We start from the raw sequence: 25556 nt of genomic DNA, 5'->3' as shown, positions 1-25556 counted from the left end.
ATGAGGAGAGATGTTATGGCAACTCTGGCGGCACAGCCCGCAGCTGGTGAGGTGGACGCTGCGCCCGACGTAGAGCGCGAACGCGCGGCACTGCGCAAGATGATGATCGGCAATGGCGTATTGATGATCTTCGCAGCCCTGGTCGGAGGCCTCGGCCTTTGGATGTATCTCATCGGCGGTTTCATTCCGATCTTCCCCGGCTTTCATTGGGATTTCCAGCTTCCCGGCACTGCTGAAGGTTGGGCGCGCGCGCATACTGGACCCGTGCTGAACGGTCTTATGGTGATCACCGTCGCCTTTTGCCTTCCCCTGCTATCGTTCACGCCTAAATGGGCGCGAATCTGGGGCCTCATCGTCGTACTCGACGGCTGGTCGAACACCGGCTTCTATTTCTTTGGCAACTTCGCACCCAATCGCGGGCTCAACTTCACGGCGAACCGTTTTGGCGAGGCGAACATCTTCGGTTTCTTGGCTCTGGCGCCGGCCTATCTCTTCGGTGTTCTCGTCATGATCGCACTGTTTGCAATCGGGATACAGGCGTTGCGGGACGCGCGCCACTGAGCCTCGCCGACGGTTTTCAAGTCAATCACAAGAGCGCCCGTCAACCGAGCGCCATAGGGAGGATGTATGAAGAAGCAACTGACCATTTTCGGGGTTGTCGCCGCAAGTCTCTCGCTTGCGAACCCGGTTCGGGCTGCTGATGGCGATGCGCCAACGTTCAAGCACTGGTTCGTTCGGGCCGGCCCAGCCGAGGTCATCTATGATGAGGGCGCGAAAATCCGGCTCGGTGGCCAGATAGTGCCTGGCGCAAGCGTGACCGCCAAAAACAACTTCACCGGCGAGATCGAGGCTGGTTACTATTTCAATCCCAATGTCTCGGTTTCACTGACAGTCGGGGCGCCCCCGACGGCCACTCTGGTCGGTGCCGGCCCGCTTGCCGGTGTCAAGCTTGGCAAGATCACATACGGGCCCGCAGTGGCAGCCATTCAGTATCACGTGACGGATTTCGGCCCTCGCTTCATCCCCTATATCGGGGCCGGCGTAAACTATACGATCGTGCTCGGTGAGAAGGATGGAGCAGTCCAAAACTTGCGCGTCAGGAGCCCTGTCGGCGTTACCTTCCAGGCAGGGGCGGAAAGCATGATAAATGATCGCTTCGGCCTGTTCATCGACGCCAAGAAGATTGTGCTCGATACGACGGCCCGCGGTAATGTCGGCGGTGTGCCTGCCGATGCGAAGATCAAGATCAATCCGCTGATAGTGACTGGCGGTATCAGCTTTCACTTCTGAGTGCCTCGCCTCGGGCCGAATACGCGGCCGTCCGTAAAAATAGCCCGAGGCAGCATGGAATGACGTCGATCACATGTCTCAGGTGTCGCAACCGAGCATCGCCGGTCTTGGGGACCCATCCCGCCGTGAATGATGACGAGGACGCTTCACGCAGATCACCCGCCTTGTTCTTTGCTTGAGCGCGGTGCTTGTGGTCCTACTCGCATACGCGGCAATCCGCGAAGCTGCGGCTCGACTTGGAAATCTGCGGATGCCAATGCCAGGCTCATCGCTGAAGCCGAGGCTCGCGACCAGGTCGAAGCGCAATTGCGCCATATCCAGAAGATGGAAACGGTGGGCCAGCTTACCGGCGATTTCGCGCATGACTTCAACAACATGTTGGCGATCGTTATCGGTTCGCTCGACATGCGTCGGCGACGAAGGTCCGGAGCGGGCGACGACAAGGCACTCCGCTACGGCGACGATGCGCGGGAGCGCGCCCAACGCGCCGCGATGCTAACCGCGCGGCTCCTCGCTTTCGCACGCAAGCAGCCACTCGAAAAGGTTTTTGGTCCCAATCGCCTCGTCTGTAGCATGTCCGAGCAAATCTATCGAACGGTGAGCGAGACGATGCGAATCGAAATGGTAATGGCGGCAGGTGCGTGGCGGAGCTGCGCCGATGCGCCCCAGCTTGAGACGCCATCCTAAACCTCGCCGTCAATGCCGTCGACGCAATGCCATCGGGTTCCCACCTTGTAGCATTGACCTGCCAGCATCTCATTCTTAATCAACGCATGATGATTTAAGGCATGAACCGGAGTTGCAGACGTGCCGCCGTTCGATCTCACATTTTCTACGGGACCGGATGAAGTGGCGGTTCTCATGTCTCTTGAAGCCTCGGACGAGGGGCATGCCAGGAAGGTCGCATCGAATGGACTTGTAACGGTTTTGTGCCGGTCACCTATCTCACTATGCCACCTTGGCTTCGAACGCGAGCGGGCTGATGCCGCCCAGATATGAATGGCGACGACGGGTGTTGTAGAAGCCATTGATGTACTGGAAGATGGCGGCTTCTGCCTGACGCCGCGTCGGCCAGCTCTGCCGCCAGATGAGTTCGGCCTTCAGGGATTTGAAGAAGGTCTCGACGGACGCATTGTCGTAGCAATTTCCCTTGCCGCTCATCGATGGACGCAGGCCATAGGCCTGCAGCTTTTTCTGATAGTCGTAAGAACAATATTGGCTGCCACGATCCGAATGAAAAAAGCAGCCTTCCGGAGGCTGGCGCAGGCGCACGGCCATATCCAGCGCTCTGATCGCCAAGTCCTTCTTCATTCTGTCACTGACTGCCCAGCCCACGACGCGACGGCTATGCAGGTCGAGAATGTCGGCAAGGTAGAGCCAGCCCTCCGACGTCCAGATATAAGTAATGTCGCCCGCCCATTTCCGATTGGGAGCATCGGAGGCAAAATCACCGTCCAACCAGTTTGCCGCGACACCCAAGCGATGGTGACTGTCCGTCGTAACCTTGTGCTTGCGCGTGCGGACTGGCTTGATCCCGTTGATCTTCATCAGGCGCCCGACCCGGCGCTCGCCAACGGCGAGGCCGACCTCCTTGAGTTCCATTGTCATCCTCGGACGACCATAGCTGCCAAGGCTGAGGCGATACTGTTCCCGGATATGTGCCAGCACTTTCATATCCGTGCGCGCACGTTGGCTGATCGGTCGCGAGCGCCAGGATCGATAGCCGCGCTCACTGACAAGCATGACACGGCAGAGCAGTTCGACGGGCCACTGGTGCCGCCAGCTATGCACAAAAGCGAACTTCACGGCCTTTGGCTCGCGAAGAACTGCGTGGCCTTCTTTAGTACTTCCCTCTCCTCCCGCAGCACACGGTTCTCAAGGCGAAGGCGTTCATTCTCACGTGCCAGATCTGCCTGCGGCGCTGAAACCAGATCACTGGGCCGATACTGCGACACCCACTTACCCAGCGTCGACTTCCCTATCCCCAAATCCGATGCGACCCGGTTGCGAGGCAATCCGCTGGTCAGCGCAATCCGCACCGCCTCCTGCTTGAACTCTTCTGTATGCTTGATCATCTCGTCGGTCTCCTGTTGCGAGCTCTAATCGCTCAGGTGACCGGCGCAAATCCGGTACAAGTCCATCAATGGCTGATCGTAAAGCCGGTGCCGACCGTCGGCCAACAGAGACATATATTTCGTCAATCAGGTCGTCGTAGTCCAATTGCGCTTTTGCAGCGAGAGGATGGTCCTCGCGGAGGAAGACCATGACGTGATGATAACCGGCAATCTCAAAATGAATATCGGCCGCATCTTCATCCTGACGCATGAACGCCATATCAAGGTTGCCTGTGCGCAGTTCGTCTATGATGCGTGGAGACGATGCGCTCATGACCAAGTGAAGGAAGAGGATCAGACGCTGACACACGGCATGTTCGTTTCGTACTTGCCCAATTGGCTGGGCCAGACCCAGCCTCGCGTCGTCAGGCAGGAAGGCGACCTTCTCCACCTCAGCACGGCGTCGCCCATCCAGTCTGGCGGCAAGACCGTCATGTCGTATCTGACATGGACGCGTGCCGGCAACGTATGCATCCGGTGAGAACCGCGGATCAGGCCGCTTGGCGTTGATCGTCTGTGGCGCGCCAGTTCCAGGGAAGCAGTTCGTGGAGACGGCTCTGTGGGATGTCTGCGATCTGCGTGAGAACATCGGCGAGCCAGGCCTAGGGATCGATGTCGTTGAGCTTCGCCGTGCCGATGAGGCTCAACATGAAGGCCGTGCGTTGACCACCGCGGTCTGACCCAGCGAAGAGCCATGATTTTCTGCCAAGAGCCATTCCCGCCAGGAACAGCGTAGCGGCCGCGTCGTCGCTGAGGCTTGCCGAGGCGGCGGCGAACTCATGAAGTCCGCTGGCATCCAGGCCATGGTCGGCGAGCGCTCGTCGATTTCCGGCAGCCCAAACCCTAGCGCCGACCCATGCGCCGTGCGCAGGACCGCGACCTCCTCGCGAAGCGCGGCAAGCGTCTCGGCCAGAGGCCGAGGTGAGGCGGAAAACGGTATGGGCATTGGTTCAGCATCGACTCGCTTGATCTCTTTATGTTCTATCTGGGCCGGCTGTTCGTCAAGCGGCTTGATCCGCACCGATGCTTTAAAGCATTCAAAGGATGCATCAGGCTGGTCCTGGGCAGTGATCTGAGACCTCCGATTCAAAGCGCTGAGGCAGTTCATGACATGGAAGCCGCCAGATCGGTCGCAAGGCATTCTACCACCTGCCGTATCTTGGGGAGAAGATGACGCCGTTGGGGGTAGACGGCCCAGATCGCCTCGTCTTCAGGCTGTTGATCTTCTAGGACCAACTCGACCATGCCCTGCTTGAGATGGGGAAGTATGTAGAAGTCTGGCAGTTGGCAGATTCCAAAGTCGGCTATGCAGGCTTCTATCACCGCGTGCCCACTGTTGCAGCGAAATCGTCCTTTCGGGTTGTGGTGAAACGCTTTGTCGCCCCTTTTGAAATGCCAGACCGTGTTGGTGCCAACGATGCACTCATGTTTAGCAAGATCACTGACTTTTTCCGGTTTTGGCATGCGCGCGAGGTAACCGGGAGCCGCGCACGTGAACAGCGTGCGCGAAGCGACCCGCCGAGCACCCAGACGGGGATCGGCGACATGTCCAGTGCGAACGGCAAGATCATAGCCTTCCGCGACGAGATCGACGATCCGGTTCGATAGATCGATGGTGATATTGAGTTTGGGATGGGGCATCGTGAAACGCCGTATGATCGGCGCCACGAACCGCTCATCCATGGCCGTCGAACAGGTGACTCGTAAATCGCCCTGCGGCTCACCCTGCTCGCCTATCAGGGCGATCGCCTCGTCCCGTTCCTGAGCAATCCTCTCGCAGCGCTCGAAGAAGATGCGGCCTGTGTCGGTCAACTGCACGCTGTGGCAATAATCGCATTCTTTTTTAAACTATCTTCAACTGACATACCGCAAATACAATATTTCGCAAAGTCACGAAAATCGATTGGGATGACGGTGCCCCGACGCTTCTTAATCGATCGATCTGCTTGTATGGCTCGTGGAATCTGCGCATTTCGCAAAAGTCGGACAGCTGCTTCGCTAAATCCCGGACAAGCGCTTCAGTAATTCCGGGACAGCTGGTGTAGGCAGTGGATGCTGGTTGCTGTCAGGGTTGAGTGATTTCGATATTTGCCTCTTGGGTCAAGCCTGAAGGGGCTTTTTGTCGTCGCATGCTGTCGCCTTGTAGCGTGATGCGGTGGGCATTGTGGATGATGCGATCGAGGATAGCGTCAGCGATGGTCGGCTCGCCGATCATGTCATACCAAGCCGCCACGGGGATCTGGGCGGTGATCAATGTAGATTTCCGGCGGTAACGTTCCTCGAAGATTTCGAGCAGGTCGAGGCGTTGCTGATCATTGAGGCTGTGAGTTCCCCAGTCATCAAGAATGAGCAGCTGGACGCGGGCCAGCTTGTCAACCACGCGCGGGAAGCGACCATCGAGACGCGCGAGGGCAAGATCTTCGAACAGGCGCGGCATACGCAGGTAGAGAACCGAGTGATCCTGGCGGGCCGCTTGCCGCCCGAACGCACATCCCAGCCAGGTTTTTCCGGTACCGGTTTGGCCGGTGATGATGAGATTCTCGTGGGCATTGAGCCAGGCGCCTTGCGCGAGTGAGAGGATATTACGCCGATCCATGCCACGGTGCGCGGTAAAGTCGACATTTTCGATACAGGCGTCGACAAAGCGGAGTTTTGCAGTGGCAAGCCGGTTGGTCAGACGCCGGTCTGCACGGGTAGCGATCTCACGGTCCAGCATGAGCCCGAGCCATTCATCCCGGGTAAGATCGCCAGCGGCGTCTTGTTCAGCAATATCGCGCCACGCGGCCGCCATACCGCCAAGCCCCAGGCTATGCATCTGATCAAGGGTAGGATGTGTCAGCAAGAGATCGTCCTTTCATTATTGATAATAGGACCCGCCACGGATGTTGCCGTGTGCCGGTGTTGGTTTGAGCGGCCCCGCCGCCGGCGGGATTTTGTCGAGCCCGGCTTTGAGGATGGCGTTGACGGAAGAGTAAGTGATGGCGCCGATCACCAGCGCCCGGTCACAGGCCGCTTCGAGCCGATCATGCTCGTAGCGTCGCGCCAGGGAGAGGATGCCCATGGCAGAGCGATACCCCTGTTCGGGATGCGGCTTGTCGACCATCAGCCTTTCTACGAACATCGCCGTGTTCGGGCCGGTTTTCCTGGCACGCTCGATCAGGCTTGCCGGGGATATATTCGCATAACGTTGATGGGACTTGGGCATATGCTCATTGACCGTCACATGCCCACGACGCTGGGATGTCCGCATATGACTGGCGACCCGTATATGGTCGAAGAAGATTTCGACCACCCGATGCGTCAGCCGGACATCAACCTGCCGGCCGATCAGCCGATGCGGCACTGAGTAGAAAGTCTTGTCGGCCTCGACGTGATAATCAGGATGGACCTTGGCCCTTTTCCACTCGGCATATTCGAACACGGACGTGGGCAGGGCAGACAATGCCGATCGCTCTATCTCCTCAAAGATCGCGCGGCGGGATTTCCCGATATGCCGCATGGGCCGATCATTGAGATCGACCAGCAACTGCGCGATCGCGGCATTGAGATCCGCCAGACTGAAGAAGCGCCGATTGCGCAGCCGCGCCAGGATCCAGCGCTCTACGATCAGAACTGCGTCCTCGACTTTTCCTTTGTCGCGTGGCCGCCGGCTCCGGGTTGGCAGGATCGTCGTGTCGTAATGTTCGGCCATTGCCGCAAAGGTGGCGCTGAGCGTAGGCTCGAACCAAAGGGCCTTGGCAACGCCTGCCTTGAGATTATCGCACACGATCGCGCGCGGAACGCCGTCAATAAAGCTCAGCGCACGGCACTGAGCGTCGATCCAGTCCGGCAGCTGCTGGCTCAGGCTTGCCATCGCAAAGGTGAACGAGGAAGCGCCAAGAACCGCCACGAAGATCTGCGCCGGGGTGATGACGCCAGTCACAGGATCGATCAGCGGCACAGTCTGCCCCGCATAATCGGTTTGCATGACAGCCCCCGCCTCATGCCGATTGCGGAAGCTGACATGGGTCCGCCGCTGGAAAGACAGGAACCGGTCACAAAACCATGTGTAGCCATAGCCATTGGGGTGAGCAGCCCGATATTCCTGCCACAACAATACTAGCGTCACGCCCTTGCGCTTGATCTCACGCGCGACGAGCGGCCAGTCGGGCTCCTTACGATCCTGCGGAGGCCGGCCCACTCGCCGGAAGACTAGGCGTTCAACCGCAGCGTCATTATCGCACCCCGGCGGCAACGGCCACCCTGTCAGACCTGCCTCGCGTGCACGAAGCAAATAGGTCGATACCGTAGTCTTGCTCAGCTTCAGCCGTTCTGACACAGCCCGTACCGACAAACCCTGCTCATAGGTCAGCCGGAGGATCGATCGCATGTCCTTCACGTCGGTTCGTCTCGTCTGCTTCCGCCTTGGCATGACCCCTCCCATCGCAACGATGAGGAGCAACAATGCCAGAGCGGCGCATCACAAAGCCTAACCTCGACCCCTTCCCAAACCCTGTCCGGGATTTAGCGGAATCACTGTCCCGTATTTACTGAAATGCCTGTCCGCGATTTAGTGAAATCACTGTCCGGGATTTTCCGAAACACGCAGTGGAATCTTCGGTGCCCGTTGACACCAGCTGTCAACACCAGCAGCCGCGCGACTTCATCGGGACTGAGGACGACGGGTAAAGAGCGCGGATGCTTGACGGTATAGAGCTTGCGAGAAAGATCGGGCCGATCGAGCGTATGCGTGAAAAAGAAGCGCAGGGCAGCGACGATGCTGTTCATCGTCGGTACGCCTAGTCCCGCTTCTCTCTGATCGATCTGGAACTGACGGAGATCTTCCGCCGTCGCGGTATCGGGAGGCCGGCCGAGATAAGTGGCTAGGCGCGCGACGTCGCGGACATAGTTGCGCTGCGTCTCGCGTGCGTATCGGCGCATGTTCATATCGTCGATCATGCGCTGGCGTAGCGATCCAACAGGAACTTCAGAAATAGCGTTGATCATCGTTCGACTCCTTGGTTGAAAGGAGTCTCGATGTTCTGCCTACCTCGCTTGGGCCTCAACCACGGCACCACGCCAGATCGTCAAGGTCACTTTGATCCAGCCGCCCATCCCGCGCCAGCGGGTTCGTACTTGTCCCATCGTCTGCCATTCGAGGTAGTCATCCAGCACTATTAGACCCGAGTGAGGCAATCTTCTCGCTGCAGACGATATGGACGGTGCGACCCAGTTCCTCAACCTGCGTGCCCAGCCACGTCAGTTCGTCCTCGCTGATGGTGTAATGTTTCGAATAGCGCGCCTTTACATAGGCGTCCTTGAGCTTCTCGAACATTGCTCGCTCAACCCTCATGTCGCGCGGCCAAACGTTAAATAAGCGGTAATCAAGACGCTCGGCCTGCGTCCGCAGGAAACCCAAATTATGGACGTGTGGGGTGTAGAATGTGCAGACCAATAAAGCGGTGTGATACATTCGCTCTGCCGACTGATGGAGATCAAACGCTGCTTTTTTTAATTTTCCTCGCGCCATCGCGTCGCGAAATCCATCGTAGAAGTCTGACGCGCTCGGCATCCACTCGTCAAAATATTCCTTCGCCATCTCCAGCGCTTGTGCTGATGTTTTTGGTTTGGGCAGGTGGAGTTCGCTTTCATCGGCCTGATAGAGGGCGATGCCCTCGCGGGCGATGTCCATGAAGAAGTAACGGCCATGGGCAAGGCCGTCATTCACCTCCTGCAAGGTGTGGACGATGAAGTTTACCGGGGTCTTTAACATCTTGGTGATCGCCAATTCACGCATCAGCCGCTCGTCGGTCTTCTCCCAATATTGAACGCGGTCCGTGAGGTCCTTCTGGTTGACGATGATGAGCAGGTCGTAGTCGGACTTGTAGCCCTTTGCGGTATACGGCTCGTCCACCCATCCGCCCCGCGCATAACTGCCATAGAGGATGATCTTTTGGATGCGACCTACCTTGCGCTTTCCTGTGGCAAGATTGTTGGCGTCCCCGAACTCCTCGAAGATAATCTGCACCACCCGCTCAAGTTCGCGCTGCTTGGCGGGAGGGAGGTGGGAGATGTCTGTTCGCATGATTTCAGGCCGTCAGTGCGAATTCCAAGGATTGATAACAGCAACGCCAACCGCATCGAATGGAGCAGTATCGCGGGTCGCGACTGAAAAGCCAGTGGCCGCTGCAATGGCGGCGATATAGCCGTCTGGGGTAGGAAAACCTTTTCCCGCGGCACGGGCGTGGGTGGCCAAGTTGGCGTAGCTTTGCGCTGCCTTGGTCTCAAATGGTAAGATGCGGTCGCCGAACAATTCCAGCAGGCCGCCCAAAGTAAAGGCAAGCGCATTTTTGCGCTTGCCTTCAGGCAGCGCTGCAATCCCGAACAGCAGTTCAGCGAGGGTCACGCTTGTCAGAAACAGTGTTTCTGCCGGCTGCCGATTGAGCCAGTCGGTAACCGAGGGATCCGCCGACGGTCTCATGGCCTCCGAAACGACATTTGTGTCCAGAACGATCATCAATCGAAGCTCAGAGGGGCAGCAGGTTCACGCCTTTTACCAAGCCAATCGGCGTCATCGTCCGTCAAGCCCGCATCCCGACCGATCTGAGCAAGAGCGTCACCCATCCGGAGGCGGTCAGACGGCTTCACTGCCTTCTCCAGAATGTCGCGAATTTCCGCTTCAGCGCTCCGTCCATGGGACGCTGCGCGCGCGCGGATGGCCCGATGCACCTCGTCAGGCAAATTTCTCACCGTCACTGATGCCATCAAAGCCTCCTGATACGCATGATCGGATTGCTATCACTTTACCGGCCGTGCTATCATTTGCAAGGAGGATGCGCCAATTTGGTGGCATCTCTTTGTGTGGAATAGTCGAATTTGGCTATGGTCCGCGCGAGGTATGAAGCAATGAACGAGACAGGCACCGCACCTAACCTTCAGCCGCTCAAGCGCCCCAGAGCCCGAGATTGGTTCTGGCGGCCTTGGTATGCCAAACTCTGGTGGTCTGTCATCCTTCTCGCTCTGGTCCTGGGCTGGATCGTACCTCGTGACGTCCTACTGGCCCATGAGGGGGCGATGTGGTTTATCATGGTCTCGGTTCTCAATCCCTATCTGGTCATCATTGGGCTTGGCTTCGGATATTTCCGAGCGGCTTGGAGATACAAATACGGGCGGATGGTCGCGGCGGACGACGAGGTTTTTTTTGGAGACCTGCTCATTTGGGTTCCGACGTCGGAACGACCCTACCGATCCAGGTAATCCACGTTGGCACTGGCACCCGCTCAATCCGATGAACTCTCGTAGGCGACATCGGCGTGCAGAGCGGAGTTTAGGTAAGCGTTAGCGCTGTTTAAAGGTTGGATCGCCATCTACCGGACTGCCCTCGAAATCACCAGAAAATCTGCCCTTACTCAGAATCTCCGACTGCTCGAACGACGTCATGGGGGCAGTTCCATCGAATACGCCTCGACCAGCGTCGGCGTCACCGAGATAACGATTTCGAAGCCCGTCATTTCCAAAGATTTGACGGCCCAGCTCACTCACGAAGGCTTGTTCAGGTTTGATCGACCTGGATGCTGACACTTCTGCATTAGCAATCGATGATCGAACGTCATGATTCAGAATGTCTATGCTCGAAGTCGCTTCGGTCGTTCCACTCCCAGTGTCAGACGTCCTGCCAGAAATCTCAAATCCGGCTCGCCCAGATGCAGAGCGGTTTGCCGAATTAATCAATCGGCTTGGCTTGTCTCCGTGCGACATTGAGCTTCCCCCAGTTTCAGCGCCGACTGAAATATTATTTGATATCTCGTGTGACGCACTGCGACTGAGGGATCGTGTCCATCCGGTCTGCGCCATCACCGCCTGAACGTCGCGCTGCAGGGTATCAGCGACTTGGGGTTTCAGCCGCCAATTACCGTGACGATCCATTTCGAACCCGCCCTTGAGCCAGTTCGCCATCATCGCGTGACCTTCCGCGCCGCCGCCCAGAAAATGCTCGATCGTGTCGGGACCAGCTTGCTTTCCGGCCTCAAAGCGCGTGCTGGTGTCGTTGCGGGCGCTCTTCTCGAACCCGGCACTGGACGAGACGAGGAGATCGTTGTTGGCGAAGCTGAAGCGCGCACGGCCGCCATTGGCAACGGCTCCCAACTGGCTCTCGTTCAGGAGGCCAGCCTTCCACATCTGGGCCGCCGTTCGCGGGGACAGGTTGAGGCTGAGGTCGCCATTCTGGTCCATCGCGATCTGCCGCTTGGTCATCGCGATGCCGTTAGCCTTCAAGAGGCCCTGCATGCGGGTCAGGCGCTCCGCATCGACAATATGCGTAAGACGATCGTTCCGCGCCCGATCGGCAATCCCTTCCGCGCCACCCTCGGCCATATCGACCTGATTGCCGGCGGTTTGGCTGAGGGTCTTGATGAAGCTGTCGAGATGCGCGGCCTGACGCACCGACGACCCGGCAGCTGCCGCGCCCTCGGCAAACCCGAAATTCTCCGACTGCCGCCGCTGCTCGCCGATCCGGGCTGCGCTGCGCGTACCGTCGGGACCGACCTCGCGCTGGGCGTCAAGCTTGCCAGACCGCTCAGCAAAATCATAGCCCGCCGCTTCCCTGGTCCGCCCGTAGACGCTGGTCCCCTCGCGGGACGCCTCTGCGGTCGCGCCATCCGCCGTCCCAAGCTGCGTCGCCGCAGAATAGGTGGCCAGCGCCTTTTCGACCTGCGCTTCGTTGCGGCCGGTCGCGCGGGCGAGTTGGGAGACAGCGGAGGAGCGGGCTTCGCCCGAGAGCGCGTTGATGAATCCGATGCGGCGGCTGGTTTCCTGTAACGGCAGACCCAGCATTGCAGAAGCGTCGCGCTGGCCCTGGTTGGTGCCAGTACGATGGGCTTGCTCGGTCGCGACATTGCTGCGTTCGATGCCGGAGACGTCAACGCCCGCAAAATCACGTCGGCCCTCCATCGCGCCCACCTGCACCTGCGCCCCGGTCAGGTCGTTGCGCAACATGGCCTCTTGGTCATAGGCGTTGGCGATGATCTTGCCGAAGGTAGGGTCACTCGACGCCTCCGCGATGATGCTCGATGCCTTGAGCTGCGCGTCGGCCTGGCTGTAGCCACTACGCTCATAATGACGGGAAGCCGCCTGATGCATCATGCCATAGGCCCGCTCGTCCCCGAACGCCTTCCACTGGACCATCGTCTGGGCAAAGGCGGCAAAGGCCTGCTCACCTGACTCCCCTTCACCGAAATAGCGATTGCCCAGGGTGCGCAGTGCGTCCTTTTCGGCAAATTGATGAATGGCGGCCGTCGTGGCGTTCGCGCGAACCGCGCGCGCCGCCGCGGGGCTGGACAGATCGCCCTTGGCGAGGGCAGGGGAGAGAGCGCCCATTTCCCGCTGCGCGTCGAGACCGCCCAGGCCAAGCGCAGTCTGGCCGGGCGTTACCGGGCTGCCCTCGCCGATGATCGTGCTGGACTCGCCGAACGAACGCGACGCGGCGAACGAGGTCCGCTCGCCAAAATCGCCGAAACTGGATGCAGCGGCCTTGCGATGCGCCGTACCCATTGCCGACCCCTGCGCTTCCAGCGCCGAGGCATAGCCGTCGCTGGTCGCCATCGGCGCTGCAGCACCAGCCGCCTGGGTATGGACGCCCATCGATGCGCCGGTGAGCGAACTGAACATGTTGCCCGAGAAGCGAAATACCGTGAATACGAACGCGCCCGCCAGGCCAGCCGCTGCCGTCCGAAACGTGCCGAAGATGGCCAGCGCTTTCATGGCCGAGGAGGGAGCAAGCATCCAGGCATTGGCCGCGACATGGTTGGCACGCATCTCGGCCAGGACGTCCATCGCCCGGCCAAGGGTCAGCTGATAGATGCCCGCATCGATCACGCCCCACAGCGCCACAAACACGAAGAGCCCCAGCGCATAGGAGAGGACACGCAGATTGATTGGCGTGAGCACGAACAAGAGCGCGACCGGCACCATGAACAGCATGATCCCGAATATCGTCGCGCGGATCGTGGGCATCCATTCATTGGCCGCCGACATGGTCGCAAGCCCGTTGGAGATCACCGCGCGGTTCGCCATGACACGCGCAGCCGATGCCGGGGAGTCCTCGAACAGCACATCGCCGACGCTCGTGCCCAGCATGACGTTAGTCATGAAGGCTTGGAGCGACAGCGGCGTCCCCATCATCATCTGGCCCATTTCCCCCAGCTGACTGCGGCAGCGGGCGAGCTGTCCGGCATTGTCGACGTCGAACCCGGTACGGATGCAGGCCTGGTGGACATAGCCGTCGAACAGGGTCGGCTCGGCCAGGCGTGTTGAAATATGGTCCCAGGCGTCGGCGCAGCTCATGGTCACGCCGCCCTTGTCGGTGGGCGTGTAGACGGTCGAGAAAGTGGCCGGACCCGCCATCGCCGCAAAGGCCGCAGGCAGATCGGTAGCCGTCCGGAACAGCATGTCGTCATCCACCCCATAGGCAGGGGATACGCGCGCGACCGGATAACATTGGCGCACATAGTCCTTCACCGTCGCGTCGAAGAAGGTGTCGGTCATAGGCCCACGGGGCGCCGCGGCGTTGAAGAAGAGATTGAAGGCATGGCCGCCTGCGCCGAACTCCAGCTTGGCATTGGGATCGAGCACATTGTCGTCGATCGTCTCGGCAAGCGCGCGTTCGATAAGGTTCGTGGTGCCCGCGACGAGGACGAGGAGATTGGGGACGTCGCCGACCGGCTGATAGGCGTTGCGAACCCGGTCATAGACATGGACCGTGCCGGTGGTCGCCACGAACCCGACGAACAGCCCGACGCCCATCAGAATCTGGAAGCCGAAGGCGACGAGCCCCATGCCCTGGCCACGAATGCTCGCGAGCACGGCGCCCAGCGCGATCCCTGCAACCGCCATGATCAGTACCAAGGTTTCGTACCGGGGATCGGCAAATATCATCGACACGAGCCGAAAGGCGTCCACCGTTTCCTCAAAGCCGTCATAGCTATGGTAGCTCGCCTCGAGGGCCAGGGCAGGGGAGGGTAGGAGGAGGCTCAACGTCGCGCCGGTCCAGGCGATCGGGTTGGCAAGGGCGGGGCGAAGGGCAGTTTGAAGCATCGGGCGCATCTAACGGCTCCCCATTCAGCGATTGCGGGTGGCGGCTACGCCGGCGGCATTGCGGGCATCGAGATCGCGCTGGCGCAGGAGCCCGGCATAGTTGGCCGACAGGTTCGCCTGGTTTAGCGCCGCCAGATAGGATTGGCGCATCTGCGCGCGCTGCCGCAGCACCTCCTCGCGCAGGTCACGCAACTGCTCGATTCCCTTGGTGAGGATACGGGTCTGGCAGATATTGGCGCTGGCTCCATCGGCAGCGCCCGCCGCGCTTGTGCCGCGCTCGGCATTGGTGAGCGCGAAGTCGATCGTGCGGGTGAGGTCGTTCAGCATCTGATAGGCAAGGGTTAGGGCGACGAGCTCATCGGTGTCGGCGATCACCGAGCCGACTACGCCCTGGCGCACGCCCCATTCGAGCATGCGGTAGACAGGGAGGGTGCGCACATTGGCGACGAACTGACGTTCCTCGTCCGACAAGGCAGCCTTGGTCTTGATCTTTCCCGCAATGGCCTCGAGCCGTTCGCGCGACAGCGCCAGTGCACCCTTGGTCCCGTCGGCCGAGCAATCGTCCGCAGTCGAAGGCATGTTAAGTGCGCGCTTCTGGACCTTACCGGAGAGGAAATCGTCAGGGGACTCGCTGTCTTGCGCCGGGCAGGCCGGGATCGCGGAGAAGAGCGGCACCTTGTCGTTCGCGTCCCAGCGCATATAGACGTCGCCGACCCGCGCGCGCATGACGCTCGCCCAGCTGCTGGCGCCGACCCGGGCGGCCGCGTGGGACAAGAGCGAGCCGGTGCGGAAGATGTCCGTCACTTCCGCCGGGCAGTTGGCCAATGCGTCCTTGAGATCCTCGGTCGGGTTGTTGGCGTTCGCCTCGATTTTCTCCCGGCTTTGCTGGTAGCTTTTGGCAAAGCCCTGTTTGACCGAGCGATAGCCCGTCATCTCCTCGATGATCCCCGACATATTGTCGTCGCCCTTGCCAATCTGTACCATGCGGTTGGCAAGCCGGCAGTCATTGACCTGGATGGAATTGAGGAAGTTGGTTGCCGCCTCCATCTTCGAGATGATATTCCCCATCTTCTCGTCGAGCGTCTCGAGCAGATATTGGAATGCAACGGCAGGGGCGGCCTGGAGGATGCTCTCGAGCTTTTGCACCATATAGTCCGGGTCGAGAAACGACATGCCGCCCAGAAACATGTCGATACCGCCGCACCCCGCCTTTACCTTAGGGACTGTAAGGCTCATCAGATAGTCGTTATGGACATCGACCCGGCCCGACATGCCGCCGGCCGTCACATAGCCGCGGGTCTGATCCTCAAAGCTTCCGGGACTCGTATAGGTGACATTGTCGAACCAGCTTTCCGCCCAACCTTGCGCCTGCGCCGGTGAACTGACGCTACATGTCGCAAGCGTGGCAATCCCGGCAGACAGGGCATGGTGACGCAGACGTTGCATGGCGGTAGACCTCTTCTAGAGAAAATGGGAGTTTCATCGGTCCGCCAGGTCCGCAGAGTGTGCATTTTAACCTTGTAAATTTGGAAATATATTCCAATAATGCAAGGATGATTGAACGGCATATCGCAACAGATTTGATCGAACGTCTGGCTACGACACCAGCAGTGGCGCTGCTGGGACCGCGTCAGGTGGGTAAAACCACGCTGGCGCTCGAGATCGGCAAGACGACCCCTTCGCTCTATCTCGATCTGGAATCCGACGCGGATCGTGCGAAGCTGAGCGAGCCTGAGCTTTATCTCTCGGGGCATCAGGACAAGCTGGTGATCCTTGATGAAGTGCATCGCCTGCCGGGGCTTTTCCAGATCCTGCGGGGATTGATCGATAGTGGCAGACGCGCAGGCCTTACATCCGGCCGCTTCCTGCTTCTGGGATCGGCATCGATCGATCTCCTGGCGCAGTCGGGAGAAAGTCTGGCCGGTCGTGTCAGCTATTTTGAAATGGGGGGGCTCGATGCCCTTGAGGTAGACGCGCAAGCGATGAACAGGCTGTGGGTACGAGGCGGTTTCCCTGACAGCTTTCTTGGGGCCAGCGACCGCTCCAGTCTGCGCTGGCGGCAGGACTTCATCCGCACCTATCTCGAGCGGGATGTGCCCATGCTCGGTCCCAGAATAGCCGCCGAAACATTGCGGCGCTTCTGGACGATGCTGGCCCATCAGCAATCTGGCCTGATGAACGCTTCGGACTTTGCACGAGGCCTCGGTCTCGACTCCAAGACAATTGCCAACTATCTCGACCTGCTGGTTGATCTGCTGCTCGTTCGCAGGCTGGAGCCCTGGCACAGCAACACCGCCAAGCGGCTCGTCAAATCGCCGCGCATCTATGTACGCGACAGCGGCCTGGTCCATGCCTTGCTTGGCCTTGGCGACGAAGAGGCGGTTCTTGGGCATCCCGTAGCTGGCGGTAGCTGGGAGGGCTTTGTTATAGAAAGTCTGATCGCAGCGGCGCCTGAAGGCAGTCTCGCCAATTTCTATCGCACCGCCGCCGGCGCAGAGATCGATCTTCTGATCACGCTGCCAGGGGGCGATTTGTGGGTCTATGAGGTAAAGCGTAGCCTTTCGCCCAAGGTCGAACGCGGCTTTCATCACGCGTGCCAGGATCTGAGGCCCCAACGCCAGATCGTCATCTATCCTGGCAGCGAGACCTACCCCCTTTCTGCGGACATCATGGTGATGCCGCTTGAAACTGCCGGCCAGATGCTGCGCGCGCGCGCATGATCGAAGAGCGCCTGCACAGTTCATCACCGGGGTGCCTCTGCTGGCCTGCTTGCTCCAACAATGCCTGAAAATTTCGACATCGCCCGCACGCCCACGGACGGCCTGACGCCTGTCAGTATTTTGGCGGCCAGATAGGCATTGCGAGCCAGATTGGCATCGAGATCGGTGCCGATCGCTATGGGCACAGTACGGTCCTCATCATCAATCGGGCGTACCCAGGCCACCGGGTGACCAACCCAGGGAAGCCCCAGTCGCCCCGACCGCAAAAGCGCGCTCTGAGTGGTGATCGTGTGCACCCGCCATCCATAGCGCGTGCGAAACCGGGCGAGCCGCGCCCAGAGGTCGGCACAGGGAATGCAGCCTGGTGCCGTGCTCATCTCGATCAGGAACAGGCTGGAACTACCGCGCAGTGTCTGGGCGAGGTCAGGCGGGAAATCCTTTGTTGCCGGTATGCGTGCGATCCAGGCCTGCAGGTCAGGCACGCTTGCAACAGGATGTATCGCTGCCCGACGCGCCAGGTCCCTGCCTGCCTCGGCAGCCATCGCGATGCCCGGACCAAGCGCGCAAAGCCCGGCCATGACCGCCATAGTCGATCGCCTGAGGCTACTGCTTGCCCTCATCGCTCGTCGCCCCCGATGGTGATGCTCGACCTTTGGCCATCCGGCGCCAGACTGGATGCAGCGACGGGCCCATTGGCCAGGGCATCGAAAAAGCCGCCTTCTTCGCCAGCGCCCGTCATGAACTGTTCGGGTCGGATATCGCCATTGAGCAGCCTGACTGCCTGATAGGTCATTTGCGAGAGGTTCGGATAAGCCTCGACGCCGCTTGCAATCACCATGCGCTGTGCGCTGTCGCGCCGGATCACCATCGTCGTCGGCGTCACGTCGACGCCGAACCGCGATCCAAGTTCGGGATGGGCGTCAAGATCCTGCCGGATCACCTGCCAGCCATAATCCTCCTGAAACCGCTGAACGATCGGCCATTGCACCCGGCAGTAGCCGCAACTCTCCCGGCTGAACATGACGAGGGCATATTGCCTTGCCTGTCCGCGTAGATAGGCCCGGCGAACTGCCTCCTTCTGGGCACCCAGCGCGGCGCGCGCATCGCCGACCATGGGATTGGCCGACTTGGCATTGAGCTCGGGATGGGTGAGCATCGCAATCTGGGTGAGGCCGGCAAAAGCCCTGGCCTTGCGCCGGGCGAAATCCTGCAGCCGCCAGAAGTCCGATATTGCGTCCACGGTCAGCACGGTCGCGGCATAGTCGCGCTGAGACTCGATGAGTTTGCGGATTCTCGGTGGGGTCCATCGGGCAAGCTCGGCCATCGGCGGGATGACGGGTTTAACGAGCGGCGCATCCTCCATCTCGTCCGCTTGCGCCTTGGGCGCCGGCGGTGCCTCGTACCACCAATAGCCCTGGCGGACCTTCGTTGACGGCGGCGGTGCATCCGCACTTCGCGCGGCCTTCGGGACGAGGGCAAGTATGCCCGCCGCCACGAATAGGGAAACCGCGCGCTTCACAGCACCCGCTCCATCCGCACCAGTTTTGCGATCGGGACCAGGCCGAAATAACGGCTGTCGAACCCGTCCTTGTAGGATGAGCCAATATAGGCCCGGCCTTCAGGGATCGGCCCGCTTTTCCATCGAAAATAGTCCAGTCGCTGGCCGTTCCTCCCATAGGCTTTGCTGACACCCAAGAGGTTGCCGTTGCAGAAGAAGGCAGCCTCTATGCGTCCGGAAAAGCGATCGGACCGCATGGTGAAGGACGCAAGATGGTCACCGGGCAGGCATAACGCATATTTGGTGACATTGACCGGTACCGGCCCGGCGAGGGGATGGCGTAGTTCGAACATCACCAGATCATGCCGGGCGATGGTCCCAGGCGATTTACGGACAGCATAGGCGTTGATCGAGGGGCTGCTGACCCAGATCAGCTGAGGCAGCGCCCACCAGACGAACAAGGCAATAGCCGACACTATAGCCATCGCTTTCCATAACCGTTCCGGCATGGATGGCTGATCGGGACCCGCTTGTCCCAAGGCTTCGGCGGCCCGCCGGGGCAGGTCGCGGACAACGGGCCAGCCGAGCCTAGCGGCGTTCCAGGCGAGTCTGAGCATCGCGCACCTCCTCTTTGCCGCCGAGGCGGGCATAGGCTTCAAACATTCCGGTGAGCGCCGCGTCGCCATAGACGAGATGCGCGGCTTTGGTAGAGGTGGGGCTGTCCTCCTCCCGCTCACAATAGGGCTGGGTCGGATCGCCTGGCAGCATGCCCAAAGCGGGAACCCTAGCGACGCCATGCTGCCGGAACAGGATCGGATCGACGATCAGTTGCACATTGCGCATGGCGCAAGCCGGGCCCTCGCAGCCTGGATCGAGCCGCAGGATCTCTGCCGAGAGCTTCGCCATCGGGCCGACCTTGGTGAGCCCGCCGGGCGCGCCACGAAATGCAAGGACCCCGTGCGCGCGCTCGAGCTGCCCGGCATAGGTCCGCAGCGTTGTGATCGGAATCGAGGAGGATAGGAACAGGACCGGCACCCAGGATCGGGGGGCTGCGGGCGTGACCGCGTCGACGATTGCCTGTGTTGAAGGGGCTTCCAGACCCAGGGCTTGCGCCAGCCGCTTGCCCATCGCTTCACGGTCCCTCGCAAGCTGCGCCTCGCCTGCCAGCCGGGCCGCCCGTGCGCGTTCTTCAAGAACAGGGGAGGGCTTTCGAGATCGCAACGCCTCAAAGGCCCGTTTGCGCATCGGTGCGGAGGATGTAGGCGGAACAGGCGAAGGAGACCGCGCCGATGGTGCCTCACTCTGGCGGGTACGCGCGCTGGCCAGAGCCTCCATCGCTTGTGCGCCGGTTGCAGGCGCGCCGATCGCGGGACCAGGGCCTGATTCTTGCTGTTCTTCAGCCGTCTGGGCAAGGGCGTAAGGCACACCCGCCAGCGCCAATGCAGCGCCCAGACTAAGGCTGGACGGTCTTGAGATACGCATCGACGCGCTCCTCCATATCGGACTGGATGAGATCGGCCGACCGGGCCTCGATCTCGCTATAATATTCGGACAGGTCCATGCGGCTGAAGTCGAGCGCCTGAAACTCCTGGGGCGTAAAGCCACGGCAGTCGGGTGATTTGACCTCGCCCCAGCCATTGGCAAACGCCTTTAACTGGTTGCGACCCTGCTCCTGAATGATGCGGCCGAGCTTGCTATTGAAGCAGCATTGGCTTTTCGCCTTCTGGACGCAGATGCCCAGGATCTTCGACGAGCAGTAAGTGCCGACCTCGTGGCACATGCCCGAACCCCGCAGCATGCCCGCTTCCATATCCTGTTGGTCGCAGCCTTGCAGCAGAACCTCCATCATGAAATTGATCGCGAGGCTGATGGCGATCGAGGTCGGGTCGATCCCGACGATCAGCGCGTTCGCCCCCGCGCTCGCTGCCTGGCTCGCGGTCGCGCCCGCCCGGAACGCTGTATAAGCCGCCTTCATGCCGGTGAACACGCCCTTGGCGACCGCGATCTTGGTACCGATCGAGCTGATCGACGAGCCCATCCCGTCCTTCACGATCTTGCCCTTGTCCTTGCAGCAGTTCTGGAAGGTGACGCTAAGGCCGGGCGTCCGGCAGCGAAGCTTGCGGCCGCCGAATATCTCGATCGTCCCGAGACAATTGCCGTCTTCATCGACCGTGCCGTCTGCCAGGGTGCCGGGGTCGTCGATCGGAACATCGGTCTCGATCGGATGCGCGCCGGTATCGATGCAGGCATGGGGCGAGCAGCTGGGCGGCGCGATGCCGTCGAGCGACAGACAGGAGAACTGGGCCCCTAGCGGGCACCTATAATGGTGATCGGCGTCCTGCGTACAGGCGGCCTGGTCGATAGGGCATAGATGCTGGCCACCTTCTATGGCTCCGCATCCGGCGATCTCGCCTTCATCGGCGGCATCGCCATTGCCATTGCGATCGACCGCGCAAAGCCATTGCTGCGTCGCCTGCGTCTGTGCCGCGGCGACCTGGGGCTGCGCGCAGGTAGCGAGCAAGAGCATCAGCGCGGCGGTAAAGGCATTGCGGCCGCTCATGGCGCGCTCGCCGTGCAGACAAGGTCGGCGCCCGCGAGCCTGACCGTCTGCATCATTGCCACGGCTTGCGGGAAATCGTCGAGGCAGCCGCACGCCGATACGATCTCCTCACCGTCGCCTGCAGGGCAGACATTGTCGGCGGTGCAGGCGTGATAATAGGTATCCCAGCCTTGAGGGCTGTTCTGCAGCGCGCCGACCACGCCATCGGGCGCGGCGTCGCTGTTCACGCGTGCTGCCCGCGTTTTGCAGATCGGTTCGCAGGCCGGCACGGAACCGCGTTCGGGCAAAGCAAAGGGGCGGGTGGTCTGCGCAACGCCACCATCTTCGGTGCGCGCCCTGTCCGCCAGAAGGGTCTCGGTTGACCGGTCGATGATATAGGCGCTGCGCGACAGGTCAGGGGGCGTCTGCACGCCCGTGTCGATCGTGCAGGCATAGCGCCGTTCGCGCAGGAAGAAGTCGCGGGTGAGCTGCGTCGTGCAAGTCCCCGTGCCGACTGTCCGGGTCTGCGGAAGTGGCGAAAGACCCGTGCCCACGCCGCTGCGAAAGGTCGCTACGCCATCAACCGTCTCATCTTTGAGATGACAGTGGGACTGGCCGGCATAGCCGGCGCACAGATCAACCACCCTTTCGCTCGCCCGACAGGCAAGGTCCAGATCGGCGTCAATCTGGGCAAATGCTTCGCCTTCGTCTCCGACAGCGACGCGAAGCCAGATTTCGTGCGAGCCCGGGGTCATGAACGGTGTCAGATCAACGGCCGGCGCGGCATTGAACGGTCCGCCCCTCTCGCATTTGCCCGGCGGCAACCCCATGTCCGTCCAGGGGGATGGGCCTGATGCTACCAGTTGCCCGTCCACCCGCACCTGGGCCCAGTCATCTGCATAATAGCGTGCCAGGCGGACCGCTTTCAGTCGATCCCCGTCGCCAACGTCGATCGTCATCCTGAAATCGAATAATCCGCACTTGCCCCCTTTGAGGCTGTCGTCGCCTGGCGAGCCCATCAGGAAGGACAGCCGATCGGGTGCTGGCGCCATGGTCGCATATCCCCCGGATGATCGGGTGATGATCGTCTGCGGGTCGGGCGAAGACATGCTGATCTCGCGGTTTATGGTGCAGACCGACACCTGCTGGGCTTTTCCGAACCACGCTGGCGACGCCTTGACCGCCTGGAATACGGAACTGGCAGCGGCCACCGCCTCGGCGTCGCCGGCCAGAAGCGTGGGGGCGGCCTTATAGCGCGTCTGGTCGACTGTGGGGTTGGTCGCACACGCGGTCGTCTGCGCGCCGATATAGCGGATGACGGGACCTTCCACCTGCGCCTGCGCGACCCCGATGCGGGGATCGGCCGTTGTAAGGGCGCCAACGACGCCGCCTCCCAGATCCTTGAGGACCCCTGCCATATTACCCCAGGCGAGATTGGACCCGCAGCTATTGTTGAGACAATAGCAGCCCGCAAGCTGTGTCATCGCCGTTTGCGTGAGCCCGATTTTCTGGCTCTCGTCCACATTCCACGCATAGGCGCGGCATCCCTCCCAGGTGCCCGGATTGCAGGCGATGACGCCATTGGCGCAAACGCCCGACACCGGTACGGGCAGCTGGGTCTGGTTGTCGAAGGCACCGTCAAAGTCGCGGTCATGGGCGATCCGCACCTGCCCAAGGTCGCCGGTGGCGCCAGGCTGGACCAGCAGTTCAAGGAGCGTCGCGCTTTTCTGGCAGCTGATCGCAGGGGTAAAGCTGGTCTTGCCATCGACCGTCGCGATTGGCTGCCCGGCAAGCCCGGGCGTCACAACGTTGGATCGCAGCGCATCGCTGTCGCCGGTACGCGCGCGCGATGCAGCGGCGGCAGCCCGCGCGCGCTCCTGGACACTGAGCACAGGTTCCTGGCCAAGTGCTACTGCCTGCAGGACCAGCGGCGATACAACGCTCAGAAGAAGGGCGGCGCACCAGCGGGTCACGGCCGCATTGCCCCTTGGGTGCGGCTGCCGTGGCGGAGCCGGAAGAGACCGCCGGACGCTAGCCGAAACACAGCCTGGCCCTCAAACATCGTCAGCGTCGCCTTGGCGCAGGGCAGAGGAGATGGATCTGCCGCGTTCAGGGAAGGGCGGGCATTGGCCGAGCGAGGCACCGCCGGAATCGAGGGTGGAGCGGCGTCGTCAAGGGGCGTCGACGCCGCTCCTGCACCGCACGCGCCCAGCCGGCCTTGGGTGCTGTGGCGGGCAGACCGGGAGACCTTTGGGTCACGCGCGATGCATCTGGTGGGGGGTCTGCTCATGGCACCGGAATTCCGGCGCAGCAGATCACCTTTTCGAAAAGCATGAATTGGGCATTGTCTTTGCCAGGCGCGTGTTTGCCGCTCGACCAGAGTGCGCCGGGACGGCCGACATTGACGCATTTGCCGCCCTTGACCGGTTCCATGATCTGGAGCTTGTAACGGCTCTTGGTCCAGATTGGCTGTGGCTTGAACGAGCAGCCGTCCGCCGAGGAAATGGTGAGCGCGCCGAGGCGTCCCATCATGAAGGTGCCGCGGGCGGCGAGGCCCGCCCAAGCCTCGACACTGTCACCAAAATGGATGTCACCAGCGATCGGGTAGGTGGCACCCCAGGAGCCCATGCACCAGAAGAGGGGGTCGATGACCTTGCCCGCCGCAGCCGCAGCGCTGTCTGCCATGCAGGCAAGGCCGGCGGCGGGATTACCGAACAATATGCCTTCGGGCTGGATGATCGCGCCCAGCGTTCCCGATTGCCAGGTCGGTAGAACCTCGGTGATCATAGCGACGTCGAAACCGTCATCCTCGATGCACGGCAGATCGGTGAACATGTCGAGCATCTTCCAGACCGGCGCGATATAATAATGCATCTGCGCCAACATCTTGACGCTATTCGTTCCATCGGCGATTGAACTCTGGCTACCCTGGAGCTTGCCGCCGGTTGGCATCAGATCAGCGCCCAGCGCCATCATGCATCCAGGCTCGGTGACGACATCGACCATGCGATTTGGCGACCAGAAGCTGACCTTGACCCCGAACCAGAAGCTGACACCCTTGCGACAGGCACATAGCAGCTTGCTCGCCGACTGGGCGTCGAGTTCCTTGTCGAGCTTGTCGAAACTCCCGACCTTCACGCCGCCGATCGTGATCGGGAAAATGCAGGTCCAGCGCACCTTCGTGATCGGATTGAAGATCGTACCGGCCTCGCATTTCGACGCTTGAGCGGGTATCGGCGTTGAGATGGAGATCAAAAATCCCAGGGCCAGCGTGAACTGGCCGATCGGAAGCCGCCGGCGTGTAACTGTCAGGGATGCCGATATGACTTTTAGGACTCTACGAAGATTGTGACGAGGACCAGTGACATGGCGGCATCCAGTGGACAGGTAAGTACGACCGGTGAGCGCGCGATCGAGCGGACGCTTTTGCAGCCCAGCGATGTCGCGGCATGTTTTCAGGCTCTGGATCATCCAAAGCCTGCAACGCGTGCGATGCGCGCGGCCATCCAGCGCTATCATCGGACGATCTCCACCCGGTGAGCCGCCTTCGATATTAAGTCGCGCGGACCATATTCCTGCAGGACGAGCCGCTGTCCCGCTTGCGAGACGATGACCGGCGCGACCGTCAGTCCGAGCCGGTCTTTCACGCGTTCTTCAAGAATGAAGAGTGGGCGTCCGACCTGTTCGCCCAACGCCAACGCATCGCCGGCGGTCAGCAGGATGAAGTCTGCGGGCCGCGCGGTGCGCAGCGCCCAGCCAAGATCGCGCGGATGCACAATGACGAGACGCTGGGGCAGCGCGACATAGGTCAGCGGATTGAAGGTGAACCCCTTGGGATAGAGCATCGTCCCATCGGGCAGCTTGATGTCGAACTCGAGCGTGTAGAAGGGCACCACGGAGCGGGTGCGGGCTTTACTCGCCAGGCCGAGCGTTGCCGCCCGCATCGCGGACCATCCACTGCGCGGACCGAAATTGCGCGCCATATCGACGGGCTGCCGCGACGCCCTGGCTTCTATCTCGCTCAGCGCGTCAGCCTCCTCGATCGGCCAGGTGCGGCCGATCGTCGCGGTGCCTGCCCGCGCTGGCTCTGAAATGGACGCGATGCAAAGCATGATGGGTATGGCGCAGCGCTTATGCATGGCGCTGTCTCCGCCGGCGGGCGTGTTTCGGCCGCTCGCCCATCAGAGCAAGTGCAAAGGCACCGATGCTTGACAGCATCATCATGATGACCGCGACCCGAAGCATCGTGGCGCAGGGGTCTGGCGCTCGGAGGAACAGGAGGCAGGCGAGCATCGATTGGAGCAGAGCCCCGACCATGAGGCGAA

At 60.9% G+C, this 25556-nt stretch carries 24 protein-coding genes and 2 pseudogenes; 5 read left to right on the top strand and 21 right to left on the bottom strand.

All coding sequences use genetic code 11. The features are described from left to right. The first annotated feature begins 15 nt into the window (after positions 1-15). The 3 genes from styC (at position 16) to BMY84_RS13430 (ending at position 1977) form a co-directional block, all read left to right on the top strand. Positions 16-561: a styrene-oxide isomerase StyC gene (gene styC, locus BMY84_RS13440; RefSeq protein WP_256215244.1), complete on the top strand. Its 546-nt coding sequence runs from the start codon at positions 16-18 to the stop codon at positions 559-561. Positions 562-627: 66 nt separating this feature from the next. Beyond that, the gene (locus BMY84_RS13435) at positions 628-1290 is read left to right on the top strand and encodes an OmpW/AlkL family protein (protein WP_093084498.1); all 663 of its coding nucleotides are present in this window, start codon (positions 628-630) and stop codon (positions 1288-1290) included. A 306-nt stretch (positions 1291-1596) separates the two neighbouring features. Further along, positions 1597-1977 (top strand): hypothetical protein, encoded by a 381-nt coding sequence (locus BMY84_RS13430; RefSeq protein WP_143075043.1) that lies wholly within the window; start codon positions 1597-1599, stop codon positions 1975-1977. Positions 1978-2238: 261 nt separating this feature from the next. On the opposite strand, the gene BMY84_RS13425 is transcribed toward BMY84_RS13430, so the two are convergent. After that, a protein-coding gene (locus BMY84_RS13425) for an IS3 family transposase (RefSeq protein ID WP_218146953.1) occupies positions 2239-3365 on the bottom strand; the annotation gives its coding sequence in 2 pieces (ribosomal slippage) (positions 2239-3128 and positions 3128-3365; 1128 coding nt in all). Further along, positions 3250-3624 (bottom strand): hypothetical protein, encoded by a 375-nt coding sequence (locus BMY84_RS30820; protein ID WP_371262418.1) that lies wholly within the window; start codon positions 3622-3624, stop codon positions 3250-3252. Before BMY84_RS30820 ends, BMY84_RS13425 begins: the two co-directional genes overlap by 116 nt. On the opposite strand from BMY84_RS30820, the gene BMY84_RS30425 reads away from it, so the two are divergent. Next, the gene (locus BMY84_RS30425) at positions 3532-3885 is read left to right on the top strand and encodes a lipocalin-like domain-containing protein (RefSeq protein WP_256215243.1); all 354 of its coding nucleotides are present in this window, start codon (positions 3532-3534) and stop codon (positions 3883-3885) included. The two genes, BMY84_RS30820 and BMY84_RS30425, sit on opposite strands and share 93 nt — an antisense overlap. Positions 3886-3895: 10 nt before the next feature. Here the strand turns inward: BMY84_RS30425 and BMY84_RS13410 are convergent. From BMY84_RS13410 to BMY84_RS13360, 11 genes and pseudogenes are all read right to left on the bottom strand, one after another. Then, positions 3896-4144, bottom strand: a pseudogene (locus tag BMY84_RS13410) (transposase domain-containing protein); the annotation flags it as partial. Further along, a complete protein-coding gene (locus BMY84_RS29085) occupies positions 4048-4512 on the bottom strand; it encodes a hypothetical protein (RefSeq protein ID WP_143075041.1) in 465 nt (154 codons plus the stop codon). The pseudogene BMY84_RS13410 and the gene BMY84_RS29085, both read right to left, overlap by 97 nt. After that, entirely contained in the window at positions 4509-5222 is a 714-nt protein-coding gene (locus BMY84_RS13405) for a LysR substrate-binding domain-containing protein (protein WP_093084495.1), read from the bottom strand. Before BMY84_RS13405 ends, BMY84_RS29085 begins: the two co-directional genes overlap by 4 nt. A 247-nt stretch (positions 5223-5469) precedes the next feature. Beyond that, entirely contained in the window at positions 5470-6246 is a 777-nt protein-coding gene (gene istB / locus BMY84_RS13400; protein WP_093084494.1) for an IS21-like element helper ATPase IstB, read from the bottom strand. A gap of 15 nt (positions 6247-6261) precedes the next feature. Further along, entirely contained in the window at positions 6262-7815 is a 1554-nt protein-coding gene (istA, locus tag BMY84_RS13395) for an IS21 family transposase (protein ID WP_093084493.1), read from the bottom strand. Between the two features lie 197 nt (positions 7816-8012). Then, positions 8013-8390: pseudogene (locus BMY84_RS13390) on the bottom strand (phage integrase N-terminal SAM-like domain-containing protein); the annotation flags it as partial. Positions 8391-8547: 157 nt separating this feature from the next. Further along, positions 8548-9468, bottom strand: a complete 921-nt coding sequence (locus tag BMY84_RS13385; RefSeq protein ID WP_093084490.1) for a HEPN domain-containing protein — start codon at positions 9466-9468, stop codon at positions 8548-8550. Positions 9469-9480: 12 nt separating this feature from the next. Beyond that, positions 9481-9900, bottom strand: a complete 420-nt coding sequence (locus BMY84_RS13380) for a type II toxin-antitoxin system VapC family toxin (RefSeq protein WP_093084488.1) — start codon at positions 9898-9900, stop codon at positions 9481-9483. Then, positions 9900-10148 (bottom strand): FitA-like ribbon-helix-helix domain-containing protein, encoded by a 249-nt coding sequence (locus BMY84_RS13375; protein WP_093084487.1) that lies wholly within the window; start codon positions 10146-10148, stop codon positions 9900-9902. The genes BMY84_RS13380 and BMY84_RS13375 overlap by 1 nt, the downstream gene beginning before the upstream one ends. 573 nt (positions 10149-10721) lie before the next feature. Continuing rightward, a complete protein-coding gene (locus BMY84_RS13365) occupies positions 10722-14474 on the bottom strand; it encodes a conjugal transfer protein TraG N-terminal domain-containing protein (protein ID WP_093084660.1) in 3753 nt (1250 codons plus the stop codon). Positions 14475-14498: 24 nt separating this feature from the next. Continuing rightward, entirely contained in the window at positions 14499-15920 is a 1422-nt protein-coding gene (locus BMY84_RS13360; protein WP_093084484.1) for a conjugal transfer protein TraH, read from the bottom strand. Positions 15921-16054: 134 nt separating this feature from the next. Here BMY84_RS13360 and BMY84_RS13355 point away from each other — a divergent pair, with 134 nt between their 5' ends. After that, the gene (locus BMY84_RS13355; RefSeq protein ID WP_256215242.1) at positions 16055-17194 is read left to right on the top strand and encodes an ATP-binding protein; all 1140 of its coding nucleotides are present in this window, start codon (positions 16055-16057) and stop codon (positions 17192-17194) included. A 23-nt stretch (positions 17195-17217) separates the two neighbouring features. Here BMY84_RS13355 and BMY84_RS13350 read toward each other — a convergent pair whose 3' ends face one another. The 8 genes from BMY84_RS13350 to BMY84_RS13315 all read right to left on the bottom strand — a co-directional run bounded on the left by BMY84_RS13350 (position 17218) and on the right by BMY84_RS13315 (position 25370). Next, positions 17218-17781 (bottom strand): hypothetical protein, encoded by a 564-nt coding sequence (locus BMY84_RS13350; RefSeq protein WP_371262417.1) that lies wholly within the window; start codon positions 17779-17781, stop codon positions 17218-17220. A 29-nt stretch (positions 17782-17810) separates the two neighbouring features. Then, entirely contained in the window at positions 17811-18713 is a 903-nt protein-coding gene (locus BMY84_RS13345) for a conjugal transfer protein TraF (RefSeq protein ID WP_093084481.1), read from the bottom strand. Beyond that, entirely contained in the window at positions 18710-19309 is a 600-nt protein-coding gene (locus tag BMY84_RS13340; RefSeq protein ID WP_093084480.1) for a S26 family signal peptidase, read from the bottom strand. The genes BMY84_RS13345 and BMY84_RS13340 overlap by 4 nt, the downstream gene beginning before the upstream one ends. After that, positions 19281-20174 carry a type-F conjugative transfer system pilin assembly protein TrbC gene (locus tag BMY84_RS13335; RefSeq protein ID WP_177204013.1) on the bottom strand — a complete coding sequence of 298 codons (894 nt, stop codon included), beginning with the start codon at positions 20172-20174 and terminating at the stop codon, positions 19281-19283. Before BMY84_RS13335 ends, BMY84_RS13340 begins: the two co-directional genes overlap by 29 nt. Then, positions 20146-21252 (bottom strand): conjugal transfer protein TraN, encoded by a 1107-nt coding sequence (gene traN, locus BMY84_RS13330; RefSeq protein ID WP_093084478.1) that lies wholly within the window; start codon positions 21250-21252, stop codon positions 20146-20148. The genes BMY84_RS13335 and traN overlap by 29 nt, the downstream gene beginning before the upstream one ends. After that, entirely contained in the window at positions 21249-23204 is a 1956-nt protein-coding gene (locus tag BMY84_RS13325) for a hypothetical protein (protein WP_256215241.1), read from the bottom strand. Before BMY84_RS13325 ends, traN begins: the two co-directional genes overlap by 4 nt. A gap of 313 nt (positions 23205-23517) precedes the next feature. Next, on the bottom strand, positions 23518-24486 hold the full coding sequence (locus tag BMY84_RS13320) for a TraU family protein (RefSeq protein WP_256215240.1): 969 nt from the start codon (positions 24484-24486) through the stop codon (positions 23518-23520). A gap of 260 nt (positions 24487-24746) precedes the next feature. Further along, the gene (locus BMY84_RS13315; protein ID WP_256215239.1) at positions 24747-25370 is read right to left on the bottom strand and encodes a conjugal transfer protein TraW; all 624 of its coding nucleotides are present in this window, start codon (positions 25368-25370) and stop codon (positions 24747-24749) included. Between the last annotated feature and the right edge of the window lie 186 nt (positions 25371-25556).

The organism is Sphingobium sp. AP50, assembly GCF_900109095.1.
In the GTDB taxonomy this organism is placed as follows: domain Bacteria; phylum Pseudomonadota; class Alphaproteobacteria; order Sphingomonadales; family Sphingomonadaceae; genus Sphingobium.
Note: the sequence above shows the minus strand (reverse complement) of the source record. Positions and strands in the feature narration are given on the sequence as shown.